This is a genomic window from Pseudomonas sp. LBUM1660 (genome assembly GCF_059695935.1).
Genome location: NZ_CP166795.1, coordinates 2,957,382 through 2,982,114 on the forward strand (window position 1 = coordinate 2,957,382; position 24,733 = coordinate 2,982,114).

The 24,733-nt window shown below is 61.4% G+C and carries 21 protein-coding genes; 14 read left to right on the forward strand and 7 right to left on the reverse strand.

Features of this window, described 5'->3' with window-relative positions; translation table 11 throughout:
* Positions 1-3 precede the first annotated feature (3 nt).
* The 4 genes from cobN (at position 4) to ACA068_RS14035 (ending at position 7,602) form a co-directional block, all read left to right on the forward strand.
* Entirely contained in the window at positions 4-3,912 is a 3,909-nt protein-coding gene (gene cobN, locus ACA068_RS14020) for a cobaltochelatase subunit CobN (protein ID WP_497310352.1), read from the forward strand.
* A 195-nt stretch (positions 3,913-4,107) separates the two neighbouring features.
* Positions 4,108-5,106 (forward strand): magnesium chelatase ATPase subunit I, encoded by a 999-nt coding sequence (locus tag ACA068_RS14025; RefSeq protein WP_497310353.1) that lies wholly within the window; start codon positions 4,108-4,110, stop codon positions 5,104-5,106.
* A gap of 119 nt (positions 5,107-5,225) precedes the next feature.
* Positions 5,226-5,771, forward strand: a complete 546-nt coding sequence (locus ACA068_RS14030; RefSeq protein WP_497310354.1) for a vWA domain-containing protein — start codon at positions 5,226-5,228, stop codon at positions 5,769-5,771.
* 184 nt (positions 5,772-5,955) lie between these two features.
* Positions 5,956-7,602: a phospholipase D-like domain-containing protein gene (locus tag ACA068_RS14035; protein ID WP_497310355.1), complete on the forward strand. Its 1,647-nt coding sequence runs from the start codon at positions 5,956-5,958 to the stop codon at positions 7,600-7,602.
* Positions 7,603-7,720: 118 nt separating this feature from the next.
* On the opposite strand, the gene poxB is transcribed toward ACA068_RS14035, so the two are convergent.
* Positions 7,721-9,445 carry a ubiquinone-dependent pyruvate dehydrogenase gene (poxB, locus tag ACA068_RS14040; RefSeq protein WP_497310356.1) on the reverse strand — a complete coding sequence of 575 codons (1,725 nt, stop codon included), beginning with the start codon at positions 9,443-9,445 and terminating at the stop codon, positions 7,721-7,723.
* 84 nt (positions 9,446-9,529) lie between these two features.
* The gene (locus ACA068_RS14045; RefSeq protein WP_497310357.1) at positions 9,530-10,753 is read right to left on the reverse strand and encodes an NADH:flavin oxidoreductase/NADH oxidase family protein; all 1,224 of its coding nucleotides are present in this window, start codon (positions 10,751-10,753) and stop codon (positions 9,530-9,532) included.
* 77 nt (positions 10,754-10,830) lie between these two features.
* On the opposite strand from ACA068_RS14045, the gene ACA068_RS14050 reads away from it, so the two are divergent.
* Entirely contained in the window at positions 10,831-11,235 is a 405-nt protein-coding gene (locus ACA068_RS14050) for a MerR family transcriptional regulator (RefSeq protein ID WP_403098155.1), read from the forward strand.
* Here ACA068_RS14050 and ACA068_RS14055 read toward each other — a convergent pair.
* Positions 11,232-11,489 carry a DUF2790 domain-containing protein gene (locus ACA068_RS14055; RefSeq protein WP_497310358.1) on the reverse strand — a complete coding sequence of 86 codons (258 nt, stop codon included), beginning with the start codon at positions 11,487-11,489 and terminating at the stop codon, positions 11,232-11,234. The two genes, ACA068_RS14050 and ACA068_RS14055, sit on opposite strands and share 4 nt — an antisense overlap.
* Before the next feature lie 63 nt (positions 11,490-11,552).
* Positions 11,553-13,091 (reverse strand): MFS transporter, encoded by a 1,539-nt coding sequence (locus ACA068_RS14060; protein WP_497310359.1) that lies wholly within the window; start codon positions 13,089-13,091, stop codon positions 11,553-11,555.
* Positions 13,092-13,255: 164 nt separating this feature from the next.
* Between ACA068_RS14060 and ACA068_RS14065 the strand changes: the two genes are divergently transcribed.
* Positions 13,256-14,122: a LysR family transcriptional regulator gene (locus tag ACA068_RS14065; protein WP_497310360.1), complete on the forward strand. Its 867-nt coding sequence runs from the start codon at positions 13,256-13,258 to the stop codon at positions 14,120-14,122.
* Between the two features lie 131 nt (positions 14,123-14,253).
* On the opposite strand, the gene ACA068_RS14070 is transcribed toward ACA068_RS14065, so the two are convergent.
* Entirely contained in the window at positions 14,254-14,697 is a 444-nt protein-coding gene (locus tag ACA068_RS14070) for a thioredoxin family protein (RefSeq protein WP_497310361.1), read from the reverse strand.
* A 345-nt stretch (positions 14,698-15,042) separates the two neighbouring features.
* On the opposite strand from ACA068_RS14070, the gene ACA068_RS14075 reads away from it, so the two are divergent.
* The 8 genes from ACA068_RS14075 to ACA068_RS14110 all read left to right on the forward strand — a co-directional run bounded on the left by ACA068_RS14075 (position 15,043) and on the right by ACA068_RS14110 (position 21,720).
* On the forward strand, positions 15,043-15,891 hold the full coding sequence (locus ACA068_RS14075) for a transporter substrate-binding protein (RefSeq protein ID WP_497310362.1): 849 nt from the start codon (positions 15,043-15,045) through the stop codon (positions 15,889-15,891).
* A 52-nt stretch (positions 15,892-15,943) separates the two neighbouring features.
* A complete protein-coding gene (locus ACA068_RS14080; RefSeq protein ID WP_497310363.1) occupies positions 15,944-16,606 on the forward strand; it encodes an amino acid ABC transporter permease in 663 nt (220 codons plus the stop codon).
* A 9-nt stretch (positions 16,607-16,615) separates the two neighbouring features.
* Positions 16,616-17,278, forward strand: a complete 663-nt coding sequence (locus ACA068_RS14085) for an amino acid ABC transporter permease (RefSeq protein WP_497310364.1) — start codon at positions 16,616-16,618, stop codon at positions 17,276-17,278.
* Positions 17,275-18,066, forward strand: a complete 792-nt coding sequence (locus tag ACA068_RS14090) for an amino acid ABC transporter ATP-binding protein (protein ID WP_497310365.1) — start codon at positions 17,275-17,277, stop codon at positions 18,064-18,066. The genes ACA068_RS14085 and ACA068_RS14090 overlap by 4 nt, the downstream gene beginning before the upstream one ends.
* A 30-nt stretch (positions 18,067-18,096) precedes the next feature.
* Entirely contained in the window at positions 18,097-18,486 is a 390-nt protein-coding gene (locus ACA068_RS14095; RefSeq protein ID WP_497293752.1) for a RidA family protein, read from the forward strand.
* Positions 18,487-18,628: 142 nt separating this feature from the next.
* Positions 18,629-19,393 carry an IclR family transcriptional regulator gene (locus ACA068_RS14100; RefSeq protein ID WP_497310366.1) on the forward strand — a complete coding sequence of 255 codons (765 nt, stop codon included), beginning with the start codon at positions 18,629-18,631 and terminating at the stop codon, positions 19,391-19,393.
* A 39-nt stretch (positions 19,394-19,432) separates the two neighbouring features.
* Positions 19,433-20,650 (forward strand): amino acid deaminase, encoded by a 1,218-nt coding sequence (locus tag ACA068_RS14105; protein WP_497310367.1) that lies wholly within the window; start codon positions 19,433-19,435, stop codon positions 20,648-20,650.
* Positions 20,651-20,784: 134 nt separating this feature from the next.
* Positions 20,785-21,720: a sugar kinase gene (locus tag ACA068_RS14110; protein ID WP_497310368.1), complete on the forward strand. Its 936-nt coding sequence runs from the start codon at positions 20,785-20,787 to the stop codon at positions 21,718-21,720.
* Between the two features lie 121 nt (positions 21,721-21,841).
* Here the strand turns inward: ACA068_RS14110 and ACA068_RS14115 are convergent, their stop codons facing one another.
* Both ACA068_RS14115 and ACA068_RS14120 read right to left on the reverse strand, forming a co-directional pair.
* Positions 21,842-22,117, reverse strand: a complete 276-nt coding sequence (locus ACA068_RS14115) for a peptidylprolyl isomerase (RefSeq protein ID WP_007898282.1) — start codon at positions 22,115-22,117, stop codon at positions 21,842-21,844.
* A 66-nt stretch (positions 22,118-22,183) separates the two neighbouring features.
* Positions 22,184-24,721 (reverse strand): hybrid sensor histidine kinase/response regulator, encoded by a 2,538-nt coding sequence (locus tag ACA068_RS14120; protein WP_497310369.1) that lies wholly within the window; start codon positions 24,719-24,721, stop codon positions 22,184-22,186.
* Between the last annotated feature and the right edge of the window lie 12 nt (positions 24,722-24,733).

Sequence of the window (24,733 nt, forward strand, 5' to 3'; positions counted from 1 at the left end):
GCCATGCACCTGCTCAGGACCCAGCCCGGCGGTTTCGTGTCGGATGACAACATTGCCGACCTTGGACAAACCCCTGCCGAGCTGGTGATCCTGTGCAGCGGCGATTCCAGCCTGGCGCTGCTTGCCGAAGCGGCGCAGCAACTGCCGGACGATTACCCGAGCGTGCGCCTGGCCAATCCGATGCAGGTGCAGAATCACGCATCGGTCGACCTGTATGTCGACGAAGTGCTGCGCCATGCCAAGGTGATTCTGATTTCGCTGCACGGCGGCATCGCCTATTGGCGTTACGGGGTCGAACGTCTGGTGGAGCTGTCCCAGCGCGGTGTGCAACTGATTCTGGTACCGGGGGATGACCGGCCGGACCCGGAACTCAGTGACCTGAGCACCGTGACCGCCGACGACCGCGACCGGCTCTGGCAGTTTTTGCGGCAGGGCGGCATGGCCAATGCCCTGGATTTTTTCCGCTGCCTGGCCAATCGCTGGCTGGATCGCGATTACGCCTGGGCCGAGCCGCAAACCTTGCCGCGCACGGCGATTTACCACCCGCAAAAGAGCCCCGCTGACCTTAACGATTGGCAAGCCGATTGGCAGGCCGGTCAACCGGTGGCGGCGGTGCTGTTTTATCGCTCGCATTTACAGGCGGCGAACACCGCGTTCATCGATGTTTTCTGCCAGCGTTTGCAGGCGGCGGGTTTAAATCCGTTGCCGATTGCGCTGGCCAGTCTGAAAGAGCCCGGCTGCCTGACGGTGGTCGAGGACCTGCTGGACGAAGTCGAGGCGGGGGTGATCCTCAACACCACCGGTTTCGCTCAATCCAGCCCCGAAGCGCCGCATCTGCGGCCGTTTCGACGCAACATTCCGGTGATCCAGGCGATCTGCGCCCAGGACAACGAGCCGGGCTGGCTTGCCAGTGAACAGGGCCTCGGCCCGCGTGATCTGGCGATGCACATCGCGCTGCCGGAACTGGACGGACGGATCATCAGCCGGCCGATCAGCTTCAAGGACCTGGCGTGGCGCAGCGAGCGCAGTCAGTCGGACGTGGTGTGCTATCGAGCACAACCGGAGCGCATGGATTTCGTCGCCGAGCTGGCGCGGCGCTGGATCGACCTGGCGCGAGTGCCGAATAGCGAAAAACGCATCGCGCTGATCCTCGCCAACTACCCGACCCGCGATGGGCGCATTGGCAATGGCGTGGGCCTCGATACCCCGGCCGCCGCGCTGAACATCCTGCGGGCGCTGCACACTGAAGGATATCCGTTGCCCGACGAGTTGCCGGACAGCGGCACTGCGTTGATTCAACAATTGCTCGGCGGTGTCAGCAACGACCTCGACACCATTGATCAGCGTCCCTGCGCGCAAAGTTTGGCAATGGACGACTATCGGCTGATGTTCAACCGATTGCCCGAAGCCAATCAGCAAGCGGTGCTGGAGCGCTGGGGCACGCCCGAAAGCGATCCGATGTGCCGTGACGGACGCATGATGATCGCCGGGTTGCGCTTTGGCCTGACCTTCGTCGGCATTCAGCCGGCGCGGGGGTATCAGGTCGATCCGAGCGCGGTGTATCACGACCCGGACCTGGTGCCAACTCACGGCTACCTGGCGTTCTACTTCTGGCTGCGCAACACCTATGGCGCCCACGGCGTCATCCACGTCGGCAAGCACGGCAACCTCGAATGGCTGCCGGGCAAGGGCGTCGGGCTGTCAGAAAATTGCTGGCCGGACGCGCTGCTCGGGCCGCTGCCGAACATCTATCCGTTTATCGTCAACGACCCGGGCGAGGGCGCCCAGGCCAAGCGTCGCACGCAAGCGGTGATCATCGACCACCTGATGCCGCCGCTGACCCGCGCCGAAACCTACGGTCCGCTGCGCAACCTCGAGTTGCTGGCCGACGAGTATTACGAAGCACAGTTGCTCGATCCGCGCCGTGCCCGTGAATTGCAGCGCGACATCCTGCAACTGGTGCGCGAGACGCACATCGACCGTGAACTGCAACTGGACGACAAGCTCAACAGCGACGCCGATGCGGCGATCTGGTTGCCACGGCTGGACACGTACTTGTGCGACCTGAAAGAGTCGCAGATCCGCGATGGCCTGCACATCTTCGGCGAGTCGCCGACCGGCCGCTTGCGCATCGACACGTTGTTGGCCTTGTTGCGCATTCCCCGTGGCGACGGTCGCGGGGCGCAATCCAGCCTGCTGCGGGCGTTGGCCAAGGCGTTCGAACTGGGGTTTGATCCGCTGGATTGTGCGCTGGCCGAGCCGTGGATCGGGCCGCGTCCTGTGGAACTGCAATCGCTTAACGATGAGGCCTGGCGCACGGCGGGCGATACCCGCGAGCGTCTGGAACTGTTCGCCGCTCAACTCATCGCGCAAACTCTGAATACCGACGCCGAACCCCGTGGGAACGAGGCTCTGTGGCGAGGGAGCTTGCTCCCGTTGGTTCGCGAAGCGGACCCAGAAAATGGGACTGCTGCGCAGTCCAGCGGGATGATGCGGCATTCCGACAAGCTCCCTCGCCACAAATGCCTGCTCCCACAGGAGGCACGTTGGTCTGAAGTGAGCGCCATCCTCGACAGCCTGTGCGAAGTCGTCGCCCCGCGTCTGGACGCCTGCGGTCCGGCAGAAATGCGCGGTCTGCTCGATGCCTTGAGCGGCCGCTTCGTCCCGGCCGGCCCCAGCGGCGCGCCGAGTCGCGGTCGTCTGGACGTGCTGCCGACCGGGCGAAATTTTTACTCGGTGGACGTGCGCAACCTGCCGACCACCACGGCGTGGCGCATCGGTTTCCAGTCGGCCAATCTGATTCTCGAACGGCATCTGCAAGACCACGGCGATCACCTGCGCCAGCTCGGCCTGTCCGTCTGGGGCACCGCGACCATGCGCACCGGCGGCGACGACATTGCCCAGGCCATGGCGTTGATGGGTGTGCGTCCGGTCTGGGCCACTGGCAGTCAGCGGGTCGATGACTTTGAAATCCTGCCGCTGAGCTTGCTCGACCGTCCGCGTGTGGATGTGACCTTGCGCGTGTCCGGATTCTTCCGCGATGCCTTCGCCAATCTGATCCGCCTGTTCGACGCCGCCGTGCAAGCGGTCGCCGCGCTGGACGAACCGGACGACCTCAACCCGCTGGCCGCCAAAGTGCGCGCCGAGCGTGAAGCGTTGCTCCAGTCGGGGCTGGATGAAGACGCGGCGAGGCGTCAGGCTGGTTGGCGCATCTTCGGTGCCAAACCTGGTGCTTATGGCGCCGGCGTGCAGGGCGCCATCGACGGTCGTCTGTGGCAAAGCCGCGAAGATCTGGCCGAGGTTTACCTGAACTGGGGCGGCTACGCTTACGGCGGGTCCGATGAAGGCACCGCCGCCCGCGAACAATTCGCCCAGCGCCTGAGCCAGGTTCAGGCGGTGCTGCAAAACCAGGACAATCGCGAGCATGACCTGCTCGATTCCAATGACTATTACCAATTCCAGGGCGGCATGCTCGCCGCCGTGGAAAGCCTCAGTGGCGAAGCGGCGGCCAGTTACCACGGCGACCACAGTCAGCCGGACTTGCCTAAGATCCGTACCTTGAAGGAAGAGCTGAACCGGGTGATCCGCTCCCGGGCGGCGAATCCGAAGTGGATCGACGGCGTGAAGCGTCACGGCTATAAAGGCGCGTTCGAATTGGCCGCGACGGTCGATAACCTGTTCGCATTCGACGCCACGACCCGGCTGATCGACGATCATCAATATGCGTTGTTGGCGGATGCGTATTTGCTCGATCCGGCAACCCGGGATTTTGTGCGTGAGCATAATCCGCATGCGCTGCGCGACATGACCGAGCGCATGCTCGAAGCGCAGCAGCGGGGGATGTGGCAGGAACCGGGCGCGTATCGTGAGGCGCTGGAAAACCTGTTGCTGGATATAGAAGAAGACAGCTGAAATGGACCTGTGGCGAGGGAGCTTGCTCCCGCTGGGCTGCGCAGCAGCCCAAAAACCTGAATGCACATTTTGTCAGGCATACCTTAGTGTCAGTATCTACGGCTGCTTCGCAGCCGAACGGGAGCAAGCTCCCTCGCCACAGGTTTTGAGTGTGTTCTTGAGATCGCTGTTACGGACCATGACCGAGTATTGAAGATGACCGACACCCCACATTTCCCGCTCTCCGCCGTGGTCGGCGCCGACGATCTGAAGCTCGCGCTCTACTTGACCGCCATCGATCCCAAGATCGGCGGCGTGCTGATCGAAGGCCCGCGCGGCATGGCCAAGTCGACCCTCGCCCGAGGCCTGGCGGACTTGCTGGCCAGCGGTCAATTCGTCACCTTGCCCCTCGGAGCCACCGAAGAACGGCTGGTCGGCACCCTCGATCTCGACGCCGCCCTGAGCGAAGGCCGCGCGCAATTTTCCCCCGGCGTATTGGCCAAGGCCGACGGCGGTGTGCTGTACGTCGATGAAGTCAATCTGCTGCCCGATCACCTCGTTGACCTGTTGCTCGACGTGGCCGCCAGTGGCACCAACCTGATCGAGCGCGACGGCATTTCCCATCGGCATTCGGCGAAGTTCGTACTGATCGGCACCATGAACCCGGAAGAGGGCGAGCTGCGTCCGCAACTGCTCGACCGTTTTGGCCTGAACGTCGCCCTCAGTGGTCACACCGTACCGGCCGAACGTGGCCAGATCATTCGCCGGCGCCTGGATTTCGACAGCGATCCCCAGGGTTTCTGCGTCGAGTGGGAAAGCCAGCAGCAGTTCCTGCGTGAACGTTGCCAGAAAGCGCGCGGCGCATTGGCGAGCATCCCCCTGGATGATGAAGCACTGGCGCAGATTACCGAGCGCTGTTTTGCTGCCGGGGTCGATGGCCTGCGCGCCGATCTGGTCTGGTTGCGCGCGGCCCGTGCCCACGCCGCATGGCGAGGGGCGAGCGCCATCGGAGAGGAAGACATCGACGCCGTCGCCGAGTTTGCCCTGCGTCATCGTCGTCGCCAGCAATCGCCACCAGCGCCGCAACACAATCAGTCGCCCTCGGCGCAATCTTCCAACCCAAGCGAAGGCCAGGGCCAATGGGGCGAAATGCCCGCTCAGGCGCTGCCGGTCGGCGCCCGCCGTGAAGTGCCGAGCTGGCCAAAAAAGCCCTAGGCATTCGCCCTCGATCTGACGCGGGGGCGGATGCCAGAACCCGCGCAGGCCGGCTGGCTAACGGTAAACAGGGCAAGCGCCACGCCGCACGCAGTGGCTCGATCAACTGGCCCGGCACTTTGCTCAACGGCCGACCTCGTCAGTACAAAGATGTCCTGTTCCACCTGCGCACGCGTTCCTCGCATGAACTGTGGCTGGTGATCGTCGACGCATCGGCCTCGACCCGCCGTCATCAGGCGTTGAGCGATGCCAAGGGTTTGCTCGCGCAGGTGTTCGACGATGCGTATCGCCAACGCGCTCGCCTGGCCTTGCTGACTGCCAGCGGCAATGTGCCGAAGTGGCAGGTGCAAGGCTTGAAGGCTTCGGCGGGGCTGCGCGACTGGCTTGATGGCCTGGGCGCGGGCGGCGGTACGCCGCTGCTGGCGGCGCTGGGCGAAGCGGGGCGTTGGCTGGCGGTACGGCAAAAACGCTTTCCCGCGGAACGGCAAAGGCTGTTGCTGCTGACCGATGGGCGATTGAAGGAATGGCCGGGGTTACCGGTGCTGGATTGCCCGGGGTTATTGATTGATATCGAGCGCGGGCCGATTCGGCTAGGTCGGGCCAGACAGATGGCGGCAGCGCTGCAAGCGGATTATCGGCACATTGATGAGCTGATTTCAGGCTAAGGGCTATGTTGTTTGCAAGGCCCCCATCGCGAGCAGGCTCGCTCCCACATTGAGTCTCCTTGGGTTCACAAAACCCCTGTGGGAGCGAGCCTGCTCGCGATGGCATCACCTCGATTCCGGATAATCATGCAATTCGAGATCGCTGCCCTATGCTCTGAGAGCCATTCGATCAAAGGAATGAATCATGCGCGTACTTGCCGTTAACCCTCAGAACGATTTCCGCGTCAAAGCCTACGCCGGCACCAACGGCGTGCTGTTGGCCATGGATCTGGCCGAACCCCGTCGCAAAGGCCTGCTGGGTTTTTCCATCGAAAAGCAGCAGGGCAATAAACCCTGGCTGTTTTTGTTCAATAGCCTGACGTTCCCGGGCAAGTCCCATACCTTTCCGCAATTCCACGCCACCCCGAGCAATATCGCGCCGTTACAGAAATTCCGCTGGGCCGATTACGCGGTCAATCCGGGGCTGACGATTCAATACCGGGTCTATCTGGCTTACGGCAGCGCCGATGCGCCGCAACTGGGTGAGTTCCTGGAGGTGACGGTCACTTCCGACGACGGCCACCCTGGCAACCAAAGTGTCAATTTCAACCGCGCAGTGGCCGCCAGCCAGGCATTCCAGCGCAAGTTTCCCGAGCTCGACGCGCTCCTCAGCGGCAAGGAAAGATTGCCCCTCGAAGCCTGGCCCGATGCCCCGCGCCAATGGCTGGAAAATGGACTGCTCGGCCGCTTGCTGGGTTTTATCGAACGTGCCGTCGGCAGCGAGTGGGCACTGGATGTCGCCATCTACGAGTATCAGTTGCCGGTGATTGTCGAGGCGGTGAACGCGGCGCAGGCGCGCGGCGTGCACGTTCGTGTTCTGTATCACGCGCAACCGGGTGAAGACACCACCGCCATGAACGAGGCCAGCCTGGAAAAGATCCCGGCGGCAAACAAGCGCGGGCGCGTCACCCACAGCATTTTCCACAACAAGTTCATGGTCCTGAGCCGGCTCGATGCAGCGGGTCTGCGTCAGCCTGAAGCGGTGCTCTGCGGCAGCACCAACTTCACCCCCAACGGCATTTACCGTCAGGCCAACGTGGTGCATGTGCTGGACGATGCTCAGGTCGGTGCCCGTTATCTGCAAACGTTCGAGCAGGTCTGGAGCACTCCAGAGGATGTCGGTGCTACGCGGCAGTGGATTACCGAACACAACCCGATGGACCCGACCCAACCTTTGTTCGCCGGATTCTCACCGCGCTCGGGTCAGGACGACCTGCATGAGTTCGTCGACATCATCAATGCGGCAAAAAAAGACCTGCTGTTCGTCACCGCGTTCACCTTGCCCGATGCCATCCTCAACGCGTTGCTCGGCCAGCCCCACGACGACATCTTGCGCTACGGCCTGCAAAACTCCGCGAGCAAAATCACCGGGTTTCATGCCGACCGCAGCGCCGAATTCACCACGGTGGCGCTGCTCAATACCGGCCTGGAAGGTTGGCTCATGGAAAGCAAGGAAGGCCAGAAAGGCAACCTGCTGGTGCACACCAAAGCCATCGTCACGGATTTCACCAGCGATACGCCAACGATCATCAGCGGCAGTCATAACCTCAGTGCGGCGGCCAGTAACAGCAATGACGAAAACTACCTGATCATCCGCGGCGATACCGATTTGGCCGATCGTTATGGTCTGGAATTGCTGCGGTTTTATGAGCATTACCGGTTTCGCTATTACGCGAAAAAACTGGCGCTCAAGCAGGTCCAGCCGTTGGCGGCGGATGACAGCTGGACCGGTGATTATTATGTCGAGGGGAATTTGCGGATGCTGTCGAGATTGCGTTTTTCCGGGCAGTAAATCACTGACTTCACTGGCCCCATCGCGAGCAAGCTCGCTCCCACAGGATTTTGTGAACGCCAGAGATCCAGTGTGGGAGCGGGCTTGCTCGCGAAAGGGGCGACTCGGTTCAGGCGCGTCAGCGAAACCAATTCGTGCGCGCCAACTCAATCACCTCATCCCCACGCCCGCTCATCACCGCTTTGAGCATGTACAAACTGAACCCTTTGGCCTGCTCCAGCTTGATCGTCGGTGGCATCGCCAGTTCCTGGGTCGCGGTCACCACGTCCACCAGCACCGGCCCGTCATGCGCCAGCGCCCGGCGCAAGGCCGATTCCAGCGCTTCGGATTCCTCGACACGTATCCCCAGAATCCCCATGGCATTGGCCATCGCCGCGAAGTCCGGATTGTGCAGGTCGGTGCCGGTATCCAGAAGCCCGCTGGATTTCATTTCCATCGCCACGAACCCGAGCGAGGCATTGTCGTAGACGATGATTTTCACCGGCAGCTTCAGTTGCGCCAGCGAGATGAAATCCCCCATCAACATGCTGAAACCGCCATCGCCGGACAGCGAAATCACCTGTCGCCCGGGAAACGCCGCTTGCGCGCCAATGGCCTGGGGCATCGCGTTCGCCATGGAGCCGTGATTGAACGAGCCGAGCAGTCGACGCTTGCCGTTCATTTTCAAATAGCGTGCGGCCCAAACGGTCGGCGTGCCCACGTCGGCGGTGAAGATTGCATCGTCATCGGCCAGCTCACTGAGCAGGCGAGTGAGGTACTGCGGATGAATCGGCCGGCCCGACGCCGACGGCTGAGCCAGGTCATCCAGCCCTTGGCGGGCCTTTTGATAGTGCTTGAGGGATGACTCGAGAAAGCTCCGGTCGCCACGATAAGGCAGGCGCGGCAGCAACGCGGCGAGGGTTTCGCCGACGTCGGCGGTGATGCCCAAATCCAGCGTGGCGCGCCGCCCGAGGGCTTGCGGGTCATGGTCGATCTGAATGACGGTGGCGTCGGTTGGGTAGAACTGCCGATAGGGAAAGTCAGTCCCGAGCATCACCAGCGTGTCGCAGTTGAGCATCGCATGATAACCAGAGCTGAAACCGATCAGCCCGGTCATACCGACGTCGAACGGATTGTCCCACTCCACGTGCTCCTTGCCGCGCAACGCATGCACCACTGGCGCACCGAGCGCGTCGGCCAACGCCACCACCTGATCGTGAGCCCCCGCGCAGCCGGCGCCGCACATCAACGTTACAGCTTTGCTTTGATTGAGCAATTCGACCAGCCGATCCAGGTCGTGAGGCGCGGGGAGGGTGCGAGGTTTCGACAGCGCCGGCCAGGGCTTGAGGTTGTCTTCGACTTCCTGCAGCGCCACATCGCCTGGAATCACCACCACTGCGACACCGCGATTGAGGATTGCACTTCGCATCGCCCGGTGCAGCACCTGTGGCATCTGCGCCGGGTTGCTGACCAGCTCGATGAAGTGGCTGCATTCCTTGAACAGTTCCTGGGGGTGGGTCTCCTGAAAGTAATTGAGGCCCACTTCCGAGGACGGAATCTGCGCGGCGATGGCCAACACGGGTACATGGTTTTTGTGGCAGTCAAAGAGCCCGTTGATCAAGTGCAGATTGCCGGGACCACAGCTGCCAGCGCACACCGCCAGTCCCCCGGTGACCGCCGCTTCGGCACCCGCAGCGAACGCCGCAACTTCCTCGTGACGCACGTGCATCCACTCGATGCTGTCCATGGTCCGCAGGGCTTCGGTCAGGCCGTTCAGGCTGTCGCCCGTCAAGCCCCAGATGCGTTTCACGCCGGCCTGTTCAAGGGTGGTTGCCAGTTGCCGGGCAAGGGTGATTTTCGCCATGGGGTGCTCCAGTGATCAATGAATTGTCCTCGGGGGTTAAAAGAGGACAACGCTGCGGCAACCATGACTCACCCTGATTTGAGATTACTTGCCCATCGCCTGCCGGTACTGACGCGTGCGCCGGGCGATGTACAGCTGATCAAGAATCAACGCCCATATCGCCCAAATCTGTGGCCGGGTCTTGCGCCCGCGGCTCAGGCGATGCAGTTGGAACTTGACCACGGCCATGCTCGCCAGGGCGGCCAGCGGTTTGCGCTTCCAGCGGATCGGCGGCAATTGCGGGTGGCTGTTCTGGCCTTCGCGCCAGCGTTTGACCAGCTGCGGTTCGATGGCCAGCGCCGTGCCAATGCCGGCCATGGCGATGCCGCTGTCGAGCACCTGTTCGACGATGGCCAGGCGTCGGATCCCGCCTGTCACCATCACTGGCATGCTCGCAACGCTGGCCAGTTCGCCGGCCATTTCCAGAAAGTACGCCTCCCGGGCCAAGGTTCTGCCGTCGCGGGCTTCGCCTTGCATGGCCGGCGCTTCGTAGCTGCCCCCGGAGAGTTCCAGCAAGTCGATCTGTTGAGCGTTGAGCCACTGGATCACTTGCCGGGCGTCGTCGGCGTCGAACCCGCCGCGCTGGAAGTCTGCGGAATTGAGTTTTACCGCGACACAAAACTGTGGCGATACGGCTTGGCGAACAGCACTGACCACGGCCAGCAACAGCCGGGCGCGATTCTCCAGTAAGCCCCCCCAACGATCATTACGACGGTTGGTCAATGGCGAGAGAAACTGGCTGATCAGGTAACCGTGCGCCGCATGAATCTGCACACCCGTGAAACCGGCTTTTTCCGCCAGTGCAGCACTGGTGGCAAAGCGTTGGATGACCTCGGCGATATCGCTTTCCGACATCGGTTTGGGTTCGGCAAACAGCTTGGAGAACGAACCCAGATCCAGCGCCACGGCCGACGGCGCCCAGGCTTGCTGGCCGAGGTTGGCCATGGTCTGGCGGCCGGGATGATTGAGCTGCACCCAGAAATGCGCGCCACCGGAGCGGCCGATGGTGGCCCACTGACGGAACTGCTCAAGATGTCGCTCGTCTTCCAGCACCACGCCTGCGGGGCCGGTCATGGCGCGGCGATCGATCATCACGTTGCCGGTCAGCAGCAGACCCGCTTCGCCCTCGGCCCAGGCTTGATATAGCTGAAACAGTGCGCTGGATGGCGCTTGTCCGGTATCCGCGAGGTTCTCTTCCATCGCGGCTTTGGCGATGCGATTGCCGAGGGTCTGGCCGTTGGGCAAATTCAGCGTTTGAAAGGGCGACATGCTTGACTCCTCATCAGTAATGCAGAGAGGCTAAGCTTAAAGTTAACTTTAATGTCAAGCAGGCAGATGAGGCCGGGATGAAGATTGGTGAATTGGCGCAATTGAGCGGGTTGAATGCATCGCGCATTCGCTTTTATGAGGCTCAAGGCCTGATCCGGCAAGTGGAACGCCTGGCCAACGGCTATCGACGTTACCCGCCACAAGTCCTGCAAACCCTGAAGATCATCCAGTGCGCACAGCAGGCCGGGTTCAGCCTCGAAGAGCTGAAGTTATTGTTGCCGGACACGGTGACAGGCGAGTTCAAGCACGATGAACTGGTGGCGAGCCTGGGGCGCAAAGTCGAACAGATCGAAGCGATGCAACTGCACCTGGCGCAGAGCAAGGCGCAGCTGCTGGGGTTGATCGAAAACATCCAGGCACGGCCCGAAGGAATGGCCTGCGGTGAGAATGCCGAGCGGGTGCTGGCGTCGATCAAGCATTAGTTCTGCCCGAGACAGTTTTCGCCAAAGGCCTGGTAGCGCAGGACGTGGGTGGTGCCCGCAGTATCAATGTAGGTCATCTCCCGCGGCAGGGGGCCGCAACCATCGTCGCGAGTCATGTTGAGCACTTTGGCGATATGGAGCGGCGTCGAATACTTGTAGTCCTCGACTTTCGGCGTGCTGGAATTGTCGACGGAAGCGGCCGCTGCAACACCGCTCAGACTGATGAGAAACAGGGCGGACAGAATGCGTTTCATGATGGGGCTCTCGTAGTGGCTACTGAACGATTTCAGTGGCAGTACGACGAGCCCCGTTGGGGTTTATTCCAGGCTCAGGGAAAAACTTTTCGGTGCCGGGATCGGATTGCGCATCAGCGTGCCGACCACCAGTGCCCCCAGCAAAGCCAGCAAACCGGCGACCAGAAGCAGCAGGCTGAAGCCGCCGACGAAGGCCTGACGCGCCAGTGGCTCGACCAACGCACGCGCGGTTTCCGGCAGCAGGTTCATCGCCGCCGTCATGTCACCGGCGACCACCCGTGATGCAATGCCTTGGGTCTGGCCGAGCCATTGCGTGCCCTGCGTCGACAGGCCGGTGCGCAACAACAGTTCGGTATGGCTGGACAGCAACGCACCAAAGACACCGATGGCCAGCACGATCGCGCTGAAACGCATGGTGGTGCTCATGCCCGAGGCCATGCCGGTGCGCTCGCGGGGGACGCAGGCCATGATGTTTTTCTGCGTGTCGCCATTGAGCAGGCCGGCACCGGCGCCCGTCACAGCAATGGCCAGCGCGAAGGGCAGGTAGCCGCCGCTGCTGACGGCCCAGGCGCTGAGCAGGTTGCCGCTACCGACCAGGGTCAAACCCGCCGCCATGAGCGTGGCCGGGGCATATCGATGGGCGAGCCGCGCACCGATTCGCGGGCAAATCAGCATGGTCACGGCAAACGGCAACATTCCCAGCCCCGACGCGATGGCCGAGAAGCCCAGGCCGTTTTGCAAGTAGAACGGCAGCAGCGTCATCATCACCTGGGCGCAACCGGCATAGGCAAACATGCCGAGCAGGGCGCCGATGAAACGCGGATGCTTGAACAATTGCAGGTCGACCATTGGCCGCTGCTGCATCCGCTCAATCAGCACAAACAACCCCAACAGCAGTGCGCCACCGATGAGCCGGGCGTAGGTGAGTGGGTTGCTCCAGCCGATCCGGTTGGCTTCGATCAAACCCCAGATCAGGCACAGCAAACTCGCACTGAATGCCAGGCTGCCCCAGGGATCGAGGCGCGCCGATTGGGTGTCCCTGGATTCCGGCACGGCGCGCCATACCATGATCATCAAAAACGCGCCCACCGGTAGGTTGAGGTAGAAGATCCAGCGCCAACCGATGTATTCGGTGATTACCCCGCCGACCGTCGGTGCGGCGGTCATCGCTACGCCCATGCACGCGCCCCAGAACGCCCAGGCCTTAGCCCGTTCGACTTCATCGTGAAAGGTGTGGCCGATGGAGGCGAGGGCCGACGTCAGCAATAATGCCGCGCCGACGCCCTTGACCGCCCGCGCGATGTCTAGGAACAACGCCGTGGGCGCCGCGCCGCAACCAATGGAGGCAAGGATGAAAATCCCCAGCCCCCAGAGCAGGGTTTTCTGCCGGCCAAAACGGTCAGCGATGCTGCCGGCTGGCAGCAACAAGGCCGCGAACGCCAGCATGTACGCGCTGACCACCCATTCAATGTCGGCAAAGTTTGCGCCCAGGTCCCGTGCGATGGTCGGCAGGGTGACGGCGACGATGTTGGTGTCGAGCACGATCAGCGAGCACACGCCGGAGGCCGTCAGCAGTGTCAGGCGTGGACTAACCCGGCTCATGACGTGATTGCCTTTTGGGCAAGATCGTTGGCTGCGGCGGCGAAAAGGGGTTTGACGGACATGGCGTTGGCTCTCTACTGTGATTGCCAATGAGCTTATCGCGGCCGATTATCGGCTTTGTTAGCCAGGCATCGGGTCTTCATTACCTTTGAGCTAATACACCCATGGACATACGGCATTTCCGCTATTTCCTGGCCGTTGCCCGGCAAGGCAATTTCACTCGCGCCGCCGAGCAGCTCGGTATCGCACCGCCGACCTTGACTCGACAGATCCAGGACATGGAGAACGAGCTCGGCACGCGACTGTTCGTGCGCCAGACACGTGAAGTCAGCCTGACCGAGGCCGGTGCCGCGCTAATGATCGAGGCCGAGGCGACGGTGCGACAGTTCGAATTCGCTCAGCAAAATGCACAGCGGGCCGGACGTGGGGATATTGGTCATATCGAACTCGGTTACGTGGCGTCGGCGGTGTACTCGGGGTTGCTGCAAAAACAGGTGCAGGCCTTCAGTCGTGAGTGCCCGGACGTCAGCCTGAATGTGCGGGAAAGCCCCATGGCGTCATTGCCGACCATGGTGGTCGAGGGGCGATTCGATGTGGGTTATGTCCGTTCACCGATGACCCTGCCCGACGGCCTGGAGGCTATTCGTCTGGACTCAGAAGGCTTTGTGCTGGCGCTGTCTTCCGAGTCCTGGTTGTGCCGACTGCCGGAGATTGCTCCGGAGCATTTGCAAAACGAGACGTTCATTTTGCCGGAGCAAATCAGCGGCACTTTGCAAGTCGCCGCCGACGGCGGGTTTGCACCGAAACTGGGCGCACAGCCGGGTGGGCTGGTGGCGGTGATCGCGCTGGTTTCGCTGGGGCAGGGCGTTGCGGTCGTGCCGAAGTCGGTGGTCGGGCATGTCGGGTTGCCCGGCGTGGTGTACCGCACGATCAAGGGCTGCGAGGCGACGTCGTGGTTGTCGTTGATTCATCGGCGGTTCGAGAAGTCGGCGGCGGTGGCTCGGTACATCGAGCAAGTGAAAAATCGCTAAGGGAAAAACTTTCGTCGGAACGCCGCCCGGAGCAGGCTCACTCCCACATTGAATCTTCAGTGTTCACAAGATCCCTGTGGGAGCGAGCCTGCTCGCGAAAGTAATCTACCAAACCTCACAAATGCCCCAACCTAACAGCTAACCCGACGATTAAACCGCTCAGTGGCGCGAGGCACCGTGCACAGCCTGCGGAAGGTCTGCCGCAACCAAGCAAGATCATGCGTCGGTTTACGCTTCACCCTTGCCGGTTTCACCTTGCCAATGTGCCTGGCGAAATCCTCTTTCAACGTTTGTTCAGTCCCAATCCCCTTGAGCTTCTTCACCAGTTTCCCGTCTTTATAAAACAGCACGGTCGGAGTCCCGGTGACGCACAGATGCCGAGGCGATTCATCGGTGTTCAGCATGTAGACGTGCGCTTGATGCCGATAGGCCTCGGCAATCTGACGGAAGATCGGCCCGGCCATTTCGCAGGCCGGACAGTGCTGGCTGCCGAAGTACAAAATCACTGGGCGCCAGGTTTTCAGGGCTTTGCGATAGACCGGAGCCAGCTGTTTGAGGGCGTTTACCGAGCGCATTGAAACCTCCTTTTTTCTCTGTGCATTGAGCGTCTGTCGACGTTAAAGGCGCGGAGGCGGGTGAGTCTACTGTCAGAAATTACAGGTACCACACTTCTCCAATTTGAATCGCCTCACGACGAATGTGGTGCAAGTACCCGAACCGTTGTAGCCAACGGTAGCGTTCATTCCCCTGTGCGTTTCGTAACGTCAATGTTTAACGTTCACCCATCCATTTGATTCAAATCACTTTTCAATCTCCCCAACATTCCGCTCACAACCTGTGGCACACTTTCTGCTGTCTATTCCGCTGTTACATACCAATGTCCGGTATAACGGAATAAACATCACCCTGGAGTGCTTGCCATGCATCGCCGACCTTCCTTGTTTAAAGCGTGTATTTTTCTTGTCGCAGCTTCGGCTGCTGCCATGGGCGTCGCCCAGGCGGCGGACAGCAAGCTCGATAGCGTGCTGGCCCGTGGGAAACTGATTGTGGGCACGGGCAGTACCAATGCGCCGTGGCACTTCCAGGGAGCGGATGGCAAGTTGCAGGGTTTTGATATCGACATCGGGCGCATGATCGCCAAGGGGTTGTTCAACGACCCGGCCAAGGTTGAGTTCGTGGTGCAGTCCTCCGATGCGCGGATTCCCAACCTGCTGACTGACAAGGTCGACATCAGTTGCCAGTTCATCACCGTGACCGCCAGCCGGGCCCAGCAAGTGGCGTTCACGCTGCCGTACTACCGCGAAGGCGTTGGCCTGCTGCTGCCGGCCAGCAGCAAGTACAAGGAAATCGACGACCTCAAGGCCGCCAATGACAGCGTGACCGTGGCGGTGCTGCAGAACGTGTACGCCGAAGAGCTGGTGCATCAAGCCTTGCCCAAGGCCAAGGTCGATCAGTACGACAGCGTTGATCTGATGTATCAGGCCGTGAACTCCGGCCGTGCCGACGCCGCCGCCACCGATCAATCGTCGGTGAAATACCTGATGGTGCAGAACCCTGGCCGCTATCGCAGCCCGGCCTACGCCTGGAGCCCGCAGACTTACGCCTGCGCGGTCAAACGCGGCGATCAGGACTGGCTGAACTTCGTCAATACCACCCTGCATGAAGCCATGACCGGCGTTGAGTTCCCGACTTACGCGGCGTCCTTCAAGCAATGGTTCGGCGTAGACCTGCCGACCCCGGCCATCGGTTTCCCTGTCGAATTCAAATGATCCCGTGAGAGCGGGGCGCTGATGACGCGCCCCGTTCAAGGTACTGCTGACCATGAACTATCAGTTGAACTTTGCCGCCGTGTGGCGCGATTTCGACACCTTGCTGGCGGGGCTCGCTCTGGGCCTTGAGCTGGCGCTGGTGTCGATCGCCATCGGTTGCGTGATCGGCCTGATGATGGCGTTTGCTTTGCTGTCAAAGCACCGCGCATTGCGGGGGCTGGCGTCGGTGTACGTAACGGTGATCCGTAATACGCCGATTCTGGTGTTGATTCTGTTGATCTATTTCGCCTTGCCGAGCCTGGGGATCCGTCTGGACAAGATCCCGTCGTTCATCATCACCCTGTCGCTGTATGCGGGGGCGTACCTGACTGAAGTGTTCCGTGGCGGCTTGTTGAGCATTCCCAAGGGCCAGCGTGAAGCCGGGTTGGCGATTGGTCTCGGCGAGTGGCAGGTCAAGGCCTACGTCACCGTGCCGGTGATGCTGCGCAATGTGCTGCCGGCCTTGTCGAACAACTTCATTTCGCTGTTCAAGGACACCTCGCTGGCCGCCGCGATTGCGGTGCCGGAGCTGACCTATTACGCGCGCAAGATCAATGTCGAGAGCTACCGGGTGATCGAAACCTGGCTGGTGACCACTGCGCTCTATGTGGCGGCCTGTTACCTCATTGCCATGATGCTGCGTTACCTCGAGCAGCGTCTGGCGATCCGCCGATAGGAGGCCCCCATGTACGAATCCCCAAGTTGGTTGCATGAGTTGTGGGTGGCGCGGGAAGTTCTGTGGCAGGGCTTTTTGACCAGTGTGCAGGTCTCGGCCCTGGCGATTTTGCTGGGCACGATGGTCGGCATTGTCGCCGGTCTGGTGTTGACGTACGGCAAGTTCTGGATGCGCGCGCCGTTCCGGTTTTACGTGGACATTATTCGCGGCACGCCGGTGTTTGTGTTGGTGCTGGCCTGCTTCTACATGGCGCCCGCGGTGGGTTGGCAGATCAGCGCGTTTCAGGCCGGCGCCTTGGGGCTGACGCTGTTCTGCGGCTCCCACGTGGCGGAGATTGTGCGCGGCGCTCTGCAAGCGTTGCCCAGTGGCCAGATGGAAGCGAGCAAGGCCATCGGCCTGACGTTTTATCAATCCCTCGGCTACGTGTTGTTGCCCCAGGCGTTACGGCAGATCCTGCCGACCTGGGTCAACTCGTCGACCGAAATCGTCAAGGCCTCGACCTTGCTGTCGGTCATTGGTGTGGCGGAATTGCTGCTCAGCACGCAGCAGATCATCGCCCGCACCTTCATGACCCTCGAGTTTTACCTGTTCGCCGGATTTCTGTTTTTCGTCATCAACTACGCCATCGAATTACTCGGCCGGCACATTGAAAAGCGGGTGGCCTTGCCATGACTCAACCTCAAGTTTCGACACAAAACCAGGCCCTGCTGGACATTCGCGGCCTGCACAAACAGTACGGCAAGCTTGAAGTGCTGAAAGGCGTCGACCTGAGCATGCAGCGCGGCAACGTGGTCACACTGATCGGCTCCAGCGGCTCGGGCAAGACTACGCTGCTGCGTTGCGTGAACATGCTCGAAGAATTCCAGGGCGGGCAGATTGTGCTCGATGGAGAGTCCATCGGTTATGACGAGGTCAACGGCAAGCGTGTGCGTCACCCGGAAAAAGTCATCGCCCGGCACCGGGCAATGACCGGCATGGCGTTCCAGCAGTTCAACCTGTTCCCGCACCTGACCGCATTGCAAAACGTCACCCTCGGCTTGCTCAAGGTAAAAAAATTGCACAAGGACGAAGCCGTGGCACTGGCGGAAAAATGGCTGGAGCGGGTTGGCTTGCTGGAACGCCGCGATCACTACCCCGGCCAGTTGTCCGGCGGTCAGCAACAGCGTGTGGCGATTGCCCGGGCAATTGCGATGAACCCGAGCCTGATGCTGTTTGACGAAGTCACCTCGGCCCTCGACCCGGAACTGGTCGGCGAAGTGCTAAACGTGATCAAGGGCCTGGCCGATGAGGGCATGACCATGTTGCTGGTCACCCACGAGATGCGTTTTGCCTTCGAGGTATCGGACAAGATCGTTTTCATGAATCAGGGGCGGATCGAAGAGCAGGGGCCTCCCAAGGAACTGTTCGAACGCCCGCAATCGCCGCGTCTGGCTGAATTTCTCAAGAACACGCGGTTTTAAAATTTCCATTTTCAATCAGGAGAAACACTCATGAGCATTACTCGTTACGGCACCGGCAGCACCGCCGCTGGCGGTCAGCCTCGCCCTTTCGCCCGAGCCGTTGAAGCCGATGGCTGGCTGCACGTTTCCGGGCAGGTGCCGGCGGTGGACGGCGAGATCATTACCGGTGGCATCGTCGAGCAGACTCACCAGACCATGAAGAACCTGATCGCTATTCTCGAAGAGGCCGGTTATGGCCTCGAAGACGTGGTGCGTGCTGGCGTGTGGCTGGAGGATCCGCGGGATTTCACCAGTTTCAACAAGGTCTTCTCCGAGTACTTCAAAAGCGAGCACGCACCGGCCCGGGCCTGCGTGCAGGCGAACATGATGGTCGACTGCAAGGTCGAGATCGACTGCATCGCGTACAAGAAAAAGGCCTGAACCGCGGCGCGCCCATCGCTGGCAGGCCAGCTCCCACAGGGGAACGCAATCTAATGTGGGAGCTGACCTGCCAGAGATGGCGGCCTAACAGTCGCCACCGCACTCTGGTTAAACTCCCGGCACTTTTATGGGAACCACTGACATGACCGAAGACACCATCAAGCGCCGGGCACGCGGTCTCGACCGGGCGTTCGACATCCTCGATTTCCTCAAGGAAGTCGGTAAACCGCTGCGCCCGAATGAAATCGCCAGCGGCATCGACAGCCCGAAATCCACGATTTACGAACTGGTTGCTTCCCTGCTGGAACGACGCATTCTCGAACCCGTGGGCAAGGACGGTCACGTCTACCTCGGCCGTCAGCTGTACTTTCTCGGGCAAGCGCATTTGCGCCATTTCGACCTGACCCGCGAGGCCGATCACGCCTTGCAGGAAATCGTCAGCCAGACCCATGAAACCGCGCAGATGTGCCTGCTCAACGGGCGCAAATACACCGTGGCGCTGATGAAAGAGGGCGAGCGGCATTTCCGTATTTCCTCGGACATCGGCGAGAACGCCCCAATCCCCTGGACCGCGTCCGGGCGCCTGCTGCTGGCGCACCTGAGTGATCAGGAGATCATCGACCTTATCGACCACGACGACTTCATCCTGCCCGACGGCGAACGCCTGCCGCTGGAGCAGTTTCTCAAGGAAATCCGTCAGGCCGGTATCGATGGCTTTTTCTCTTTCGATAGCGTCGCCGACACCTTCACCCATTGCTTCGCCGCCCCGGTCAAAGACCCGAGTGGCGTGGCCATTGCGACCCTGTGCATCGTCGCCCCTCGGGACGACGCCAAGAACAATTACAACGACTATCGCCGGGTGCTGATCGAAAGCGCCAATAGCCTGGCCCGGCGTATCAACGAATAACAGCGGCTGTCTGCAGCCGTGAATGTGAGGAGTTCGACCATGTCTTCTGCCCAAAATACCGCCGCCGTGGAAAAGGGCTTTGCCCAGACCGGCGCCAGCCTGGTACGCGACGTCAGCCTGCCGGCGCTGGTGCTGCACCGCGAAGCGCTGGAGCACAACATTCGCTGGATGCAGGCGTTTGTCAGCAACAGCGGCGCCGAACTCGCGCCCCACGGCAAAACCAGCATGACGCCTGCGCTGTTCCGTCGCCAACTGGACGCCGGCGCCTGGGGCATCACCCTGGCCAGCGCCACGCAAACCCGCGCGGCCTATGCCCATGGCGTGCGTCGGGTGCTGATGGCCAACCAATTGGTCGGTACACCGAACATGACGCTGATCGCCGATTTGCTGGCGGACCCGACGTTCGACTTCCATTGCATGGTCGATCACCCGGACAACGTCGCTGACCTGGGCGCGTATTTCGCCTCGCGCGGTGTGCGCCTGAACGTGATGATCGAGTACGGCGTGGTCGGCGGTCGTTGCGGTTGCCGCAGTGAAGAGGAAGTGATCGCGCTGGCCAAAGCCATCAACGCCCAACCGGCGCTGGCGCTGACCGGCATCGAAGGCTACGAAGGCGTGATCCACGGTGATCATGCGGTCACGGGCATTCGTGAATTCGCCGCCTCTCTGGTGCGCCTGGCTGTGCAGTTGCAGGACAGCGGCGCATTCGCCATTCCCAAGCCGATCATCACCGCGTCGGGGTCAGCCTGGTACGACTTGATCGCTGAGTCCTTCGAAGCGCAGAACGCGGCTGGACGTTTCCTCAGCGTGTTGCGCCCGGGCAGCTACGTGGCTCACGACCATGGCATCTACAAAGAAGCGCAATGCTGCGTGCTTGAACGCCGCAGCGATCTGCACGAGGGCCTGCGCCCGGCGCTGGAAGTCTGGGCGCATGTGCAGTCGTTGCCGGAGCCAGGTTTCGCGGTGATCGCCCTGGGTAAACGCGACGTGGCTTACGACGCCGGTTTGCCGGTGCCGCTGCTACGTTACAAGGCCGGCGTGGTGCCTGCCACCGGCGACGATGTCAGCGCCTGCAAAGTGACGGCGGTGATGGACCAGCACGCGTTCATGACTGTGGCACCGGGGGTTGAGTTGCGCGTGGGCGACATCATTTCGTTCGGCACTTCGCACCCGTGCCTGACGTTCGACAAGTGGCGCACGGGGTGTCTGGTGGATGAGCAGATGAACGTCATCGAAACCATGGAAACCTGTTTCTAAAGGTTGAGAGACCGAGGTGCGGCCTTCGCCAGCAAGCCGGCTCCTACAGGGGAAACGCATTCCATTGTAGGAGCCGGCTTGCTGGCGATAACGGGCTCCCAGACAACATCGCTACACCAGAGACGACAAAAACAATGAACACCATCAACACCCTCGGCCCCAACACCCCGCGCATCGCCCTGATCGGCGAGTGCATGATCGAGTTGCAACAGCGCGCCGATGGCACGCTGCAACAGAGCTTCGGCGGCGATACGTTGAACACCGCGGTCTACCTGTCCCGGGAACTCGGCACGAGCGGCGTCGTCGATTACGTCACCGCGCTGGGCGACGACAGTTTCAGCGATGCCATGTGCCAGACCTGGGCCGACGAAAACATCGGGTTGGGCATGGTCCAGCGCCTGCCTGGTCGACTGCCCGGTTTGTACTGCATCCAGACCGACGCTGCCGGCGAGCGACGTTTCCTCTATTGGCGCAACGAAGCGGCCGTGCGCGATTGCTTCACGACCCCGGCCGCCGCGCCGATCCTGGCGGCGCTGCCGGATTACGACGTGCTGTATTTCAGCGGCATCACCCTGGCGGTGCTCGGCGCGCAAGGTCGAGAGAAGTTGCTGGAAACCCTGATTGAGGCCCGGCAGCGGGATGCGCGGATTGTGTTCGACAACAACTACCGGCCACGCTTGTGGGCGACAGTCGAAGAGGCGCGGGCGGCTTATCGCAGCGTCTTGCCCTATGTTGACCTGGCGTTGTTGACGGTCGATGACGAGCAAGCGTTGTTTCATTTTTCCGATTGCGAGACGGTGTTTGCCGCTTACGAGCAGATCGGCACCCCCGAAGTGGTGCTCAAGCGTGGTGCCGAGGCGTGTCTGATTCGCTGTGATGGCGAGTCGTTCGAGGTGCCCGCGCAGAAGGTCGAACGGGTGGTGGACACCACGGCGGCGGGGGATTCGTTCAGCGCGGCGTATCTGGCCAGTCGGCTCAAGGGCGGGAGTGCGGTTGAGGCCGCTGAAGCGGGGCATCGGTTGGCGAGTCGGGTGATTCAAGTGCCCGGAGCGCTGATCCCCAAAGATTGAAATAAGCTTTTGTGGCGAGGGAGCTTGCTCCCGTTCGGGGGCGCAGCATCCGTAAATTGGGGCCGCTACGAAGCCCAGCGGGAGCAAGCTCCCTCGCCACAGGGCCTTCAAGCCAAACCCATCAGTCCCGGTAAAACACCTGCACCAGGTGATACCCGAACTTGCTCTTGATCGGCCCATGCACCACCCGCAGCGGTTTTTTGAAGATCACTGCATCGATGACCCCGACCATTTGCCCGGGCCGCACTTCACCCAGGTCGCCGCCGCGTTTGCCGGACGGGCAGGTGGAGTACTTTTTGGCCAGCACATCAAAGGCTTCGCCCTTGGCGATGCGTTGCTTGAGCTGCTCGGCTTCTTCCGAGGTTTTCACCAGAATATGGCGGGCTTGAGCTTTCATGGGGGCATACCTTGCAACGGTGGTGGCTATGTTGGTGCCAGCGGGGGCGCGCGATTATGCCTCAACTCACTCCGGTTGGCCGATCATCGTGCGAATCTTGTTGGCCAACAGGTCGATGGAAAACGGTTTGGCGACCATGTCCATGCCTTCTTCCAGGAAACCCTGGCGTTCGGCGGCTTTCTCCGCATAACCGGTCATGAACAGGACCTTGAGTTCGGGGCGGTACTGACGAGCGATCTCCGCCAGTTGTCGGCCGTTCATGCCCGGCAGGCCCACATCAGTCACCAGCAGATCGACCCGCAGGTCCGACTCCAGCAAGGGCAGGGCGGTCTTCGCGTCTTCGGCTTCGTGGGCGTGGTAACCCAGCTCGTTGAGCAGGTCGAGCACGAGCATCCGTACAGCCGGGTCATCCTCTACCAGCACCACGGTTTCACCGGCAATCGCCGCCGGCGCCGCACCGGTCAACGGCAGCAAGACGTTTTGCGGTTCTGTTGTGTGCAACCGCGGTAAGTACAAGCGCACGCTGGTGCCCTTGCCCGGCAAACTGAACAGGCTGACATGCCCGCCCGACTGCTGGGCGAATCCGTAAATCATCGACAAACCCAAGCCAGTGCCCTGGCCGATGGGCTTGGTGGTGAAAAACGGGTCGAAGGCCTTGGCCAATACCGACGGTGTCATGCCGCTGCCGTTGTCGCTGACGGCAATCTTCACGTAATCCCCGGCCTTGACCGATTCCAATGTGGTGATGTCGCTGCCGTCGAGGTGCACGTTAGCGGTTTCAATCAGCAACTCGCCACCATCGGGCATGGCATCCCGGGCGTTGATGACGAGGTTGAGCAGCGCGTTTTCCAGTTGGCTGACGTCGGTGCTCACCGGCCAGACCTCGTCGGCCAGCAGCAGCTTGAGCTCGATGTGTTCGCCCTTGGTGCGGCTGAGCAAATCTTCCAGTGAGTGCACCAGATCATTAGCGTTCAGCGGCCTGCGATCCAGCGACTGACGCCGGGAGAATGCCAACAGGCGATGGGTCAGGGCCGCAGCACGATTGGCCGAGGACACCGCTGCTTCGGTGAATCGGCCAATCTCGGCGGTTCGCCCGTCAGCGATATAGCGCTGCATCAGGTCGAGACTGCCGATAATCCCGGTCAGCATGTTGTTGAAGTCGTGGGCGATGCCGCCGGTAAGCTGCCCGACCGCTTCCATTTTCTGTGCGTGGCGCAAGGCATCTTCCGCGCGTTCGCGCTCGCACATCTCGTTTTGCAGCCGTTGGTTGGCTTCGGCCAGTTGCTGGGTACGGGCGGCGACCCGTTCCTCAAGGGTATCGTTGAGATTGCGCAGCGCCTCTTCCGTCTGTTTGCGCTCGGTTTCGTCGATCACGAAGATGTAGAAACCATTCACCGCGCCATCCGGGCCGTGACGTGGCAGGTAGTTCATCAGCGCATGCCGCGTGCTGCCATCCCGGTGGGGAGCATCAATGCTGAAACAGGACGGCTTGCCAGTCAGCGCCTCGGCAATGTGCTCGGCACGCAGGGCATAGGCGTCCTCGCCCAACACTTCACGAATGGTGCGGCCGTAGAGTTCCTGCGGTGTCAGGCCATACCAGTCCAGATAAGCGGCGTTGTTCAGGCGAAACCGCTCTTTGCGGTCGACGTAACTGATCAGGATCGGCATGGCGTTGATGATCAGCTGCAGCTCGGTCTGGCTCTGGCGCAGGGCTTGCTCGGTGAGTTTGCGTTCGGTCAAATCCAGGGCAGCCCCAAGGAACCGGATCGGCCGGCCATGGTGGTCCTTGTAGCAGCGACCGCGTGCAAACACCCAGCGCAGGTGACCGCTGGGTTGCAGCAGGCGATATTCCTCGGCGTATTCGGTGCCGTGGGTGATGGAATATTTAATGCTGCGGGCGACCATTGCGCGATCTTCCGGGTGCACGGCCTGGAGGTAGGCGCTGATGGGCAACTGACTGGCGAGCAGCGGGTCGATGTTGTGCAGTTCGGCGAAGCGCGCGTCGGCGATGAAGCGGTCTTCGCCGATGTCCCAATCCCAGGTGCCGACGGCGTCGGTGGCCGCCAGAGCCAATTGCAGACGCTGTTCGGTTTCGTGCTGGGCCTTGAGGCTGGCGGCCGACCGCTGTTCGAGTTCCAGTGCGATGCGGCGGCGTTCGTTGGTTTCGATGGCAGTGACCAGAATGCCGGCGACCTGAGCGTTTTCATCGCGGATCGGACTGTAGGTCAGGTCCAGCCAGAAGTCGGAATCACCTTCGTCGCGCTGCAAGTTGAAGCGTTGTTCGCTGTAGGTTCGCACCTGGCCTTGTAGGACGGCGCTGTAAATGGGGTCGGTAAAGTCCTGGAGTTCTGGCCAGATCTGGTGCGTCGGTTGTCCGAAAGCGTGTGGATGTTTGCTGCCGGCGAGGAGGGCGAAGCCGTCGTTGTAGATCTGCGTGAGCTGCGGCCCCCAGAGCAACAGCATCGGCATCGGTGAATGAATCACGATGTCGACCGCGGTACGCAGGCTCTGTGGCCAGGTACTGGCAGCGCCCAGCGGGGTGCGTGTCCAGTCCAGTCTGGCGATCAGGGCCTGGGCATCGCTGCCCGTCGGTGATGCGTTCATCAAATTGTCCTG

Excerpts from the sequence above, each read along its gene's own strand:
- ACA068_RS14105 (WP_497310367.1), top strand. The coding sequence starts at position 19,433 with ATGTCTTCTGCCCAAAATACCGCCGCCGTGGAAAAGGGCTTTGCCCAG.
- poxB (WP_497310356.1), bottom strand. The coding sequence starts at position 9,445 with ATGGCGAAAATCACCCTTGCCCGGCAACTGGCAACCACCCTTGAACAG.
- ACA068_RS14070 (WP_497310361.1), bottom strand. The coding sequence starts at position 14,697 with ATGCGCTCGGTAAACGCCCTCAAACAGCTGGCTCCGGTCTATCGCAAA.
- ACA068_RS14045 (WP_497310357.1), bottom strand. The coding sequence starts at position 10,753 with ATGTCGCCCTTTCAAACGCTGAATTTGCCCAACGGCCAGACCCTCGGC.
- ACA068_RS14090 (WP_497310365.1), top strand. The coding sequence starts at position 17,275 with ATGACTCAACCTCAAGTTTCGACACAAAACCAGGCCCTGCTGGACATT.
- ACA068_RS14065 (WP_497310360.1), top strand. The coding sequence starts at position 13,256 with ATGGACATACGGCATTTCCGCTATTTCCTGGCCGTTGCCCGGCAAGGC.
- ACA068_RS14120 (WP_497310369.1), bottom strand. The coding sequence starts at position 24,721 with ATGAACGCATCACCGACGGGCAGCGATGCCCAGGCCCTGATCGCCAGA.
- ACA068_RS14115 (WP_007898282.1), bottom strand. The coding sequence starts at position 22,117 with ATGAAAGCTCAAGCCCGCCATATTCTGGTGAAAACCTCGGAAGAAGCC.
- ACA068_RS14050 (WP_403098155.1), top strand. The coding sequence starts at position 10,831 with ATGAAGATTGGTGAATTGGCGCAATTGAGCGGGTTGAATGCATCGCGC.
- ACA068_RS14080 (WP_497310363.1), top strand. The coding sequence starts at position 15,944 with ATGAACTATCAGTTGAACTTTGCCGCCGTGTGGCGCGATTTCGACACC.
- ACA068_RS14025 (WP_497310353.1), top strand. The coding sequence starts at position 4,108 with ATGACCGACACCCCACATTTCCCGCTCTCCGCCGTGGTCGGCGCCGAC.
- ACA068_RS14075 (WP_497310362.1), top strand. The coding sequence starts at position 15,043 with ATGCATCGCCGACCTTCCTTGTTTAAAGCGTGTATTTTTCTTGTCGCA.
- ACA068_RS14035 (WP_497310355.1), top strand. The coding sequence starts at position 5,956 with ATGCGCGTACTTGCCGTTAACCCTCAGAACGATTTCCGCGTCAAAGCC.
- cobN (WP_497310352.1), top strand. The coding sequence starts at position 4 with ATGCACCTGCTCAGGACCCAGCCCGGCGGTTTCGTGTCGGATGACAAC.
- ACA068_RS14095 (WP_497293752.1), top strand. The coding sequence starts at position 18,097 with ATGAGCATTACTCGTTACGGCACCGGCAGCACCGCCGCTGGCGGTCAG.
- ACA068_RS14085 (WP_497310364.1), top strand. The coding sequence starts at position 16,616 with ATGTACGAATCCCCAAGTTGGTTGCATGAGTTGTGGGTGGCGCGGGAA.
- ACA068_RS14055 (WP_497310358.1), bottom strand. The coding sequence starts at position 11,489 with ATGAAACGCATTCTGTCCGCCCTGTTTCTCATCAGTCTGAGCGGTGTT.
- ACA068_RS14110 (WP_497310368.1), top strand. The coding sequence starts at position 20,785 with ATGAACACCATCAACACCCTCGGCCCCAACACCCCGCGCATCGCCCTG.
- ACA068_RS14100 (WP_497310366.1), top strand. The coding sequence starts at position 18,629 with ATGACCGAAGACACCATCAAGCGCCGGGCACGCGGTCTCGACCGGGCG.
- ACA068_RS14060 (WP_497310359.1), bottom strand. The coding sequence starts at position 13,091 with ATGAGCCGGGTTAGTCCACGCCTGACACTGCTGACGGCCTCCGGCGTG.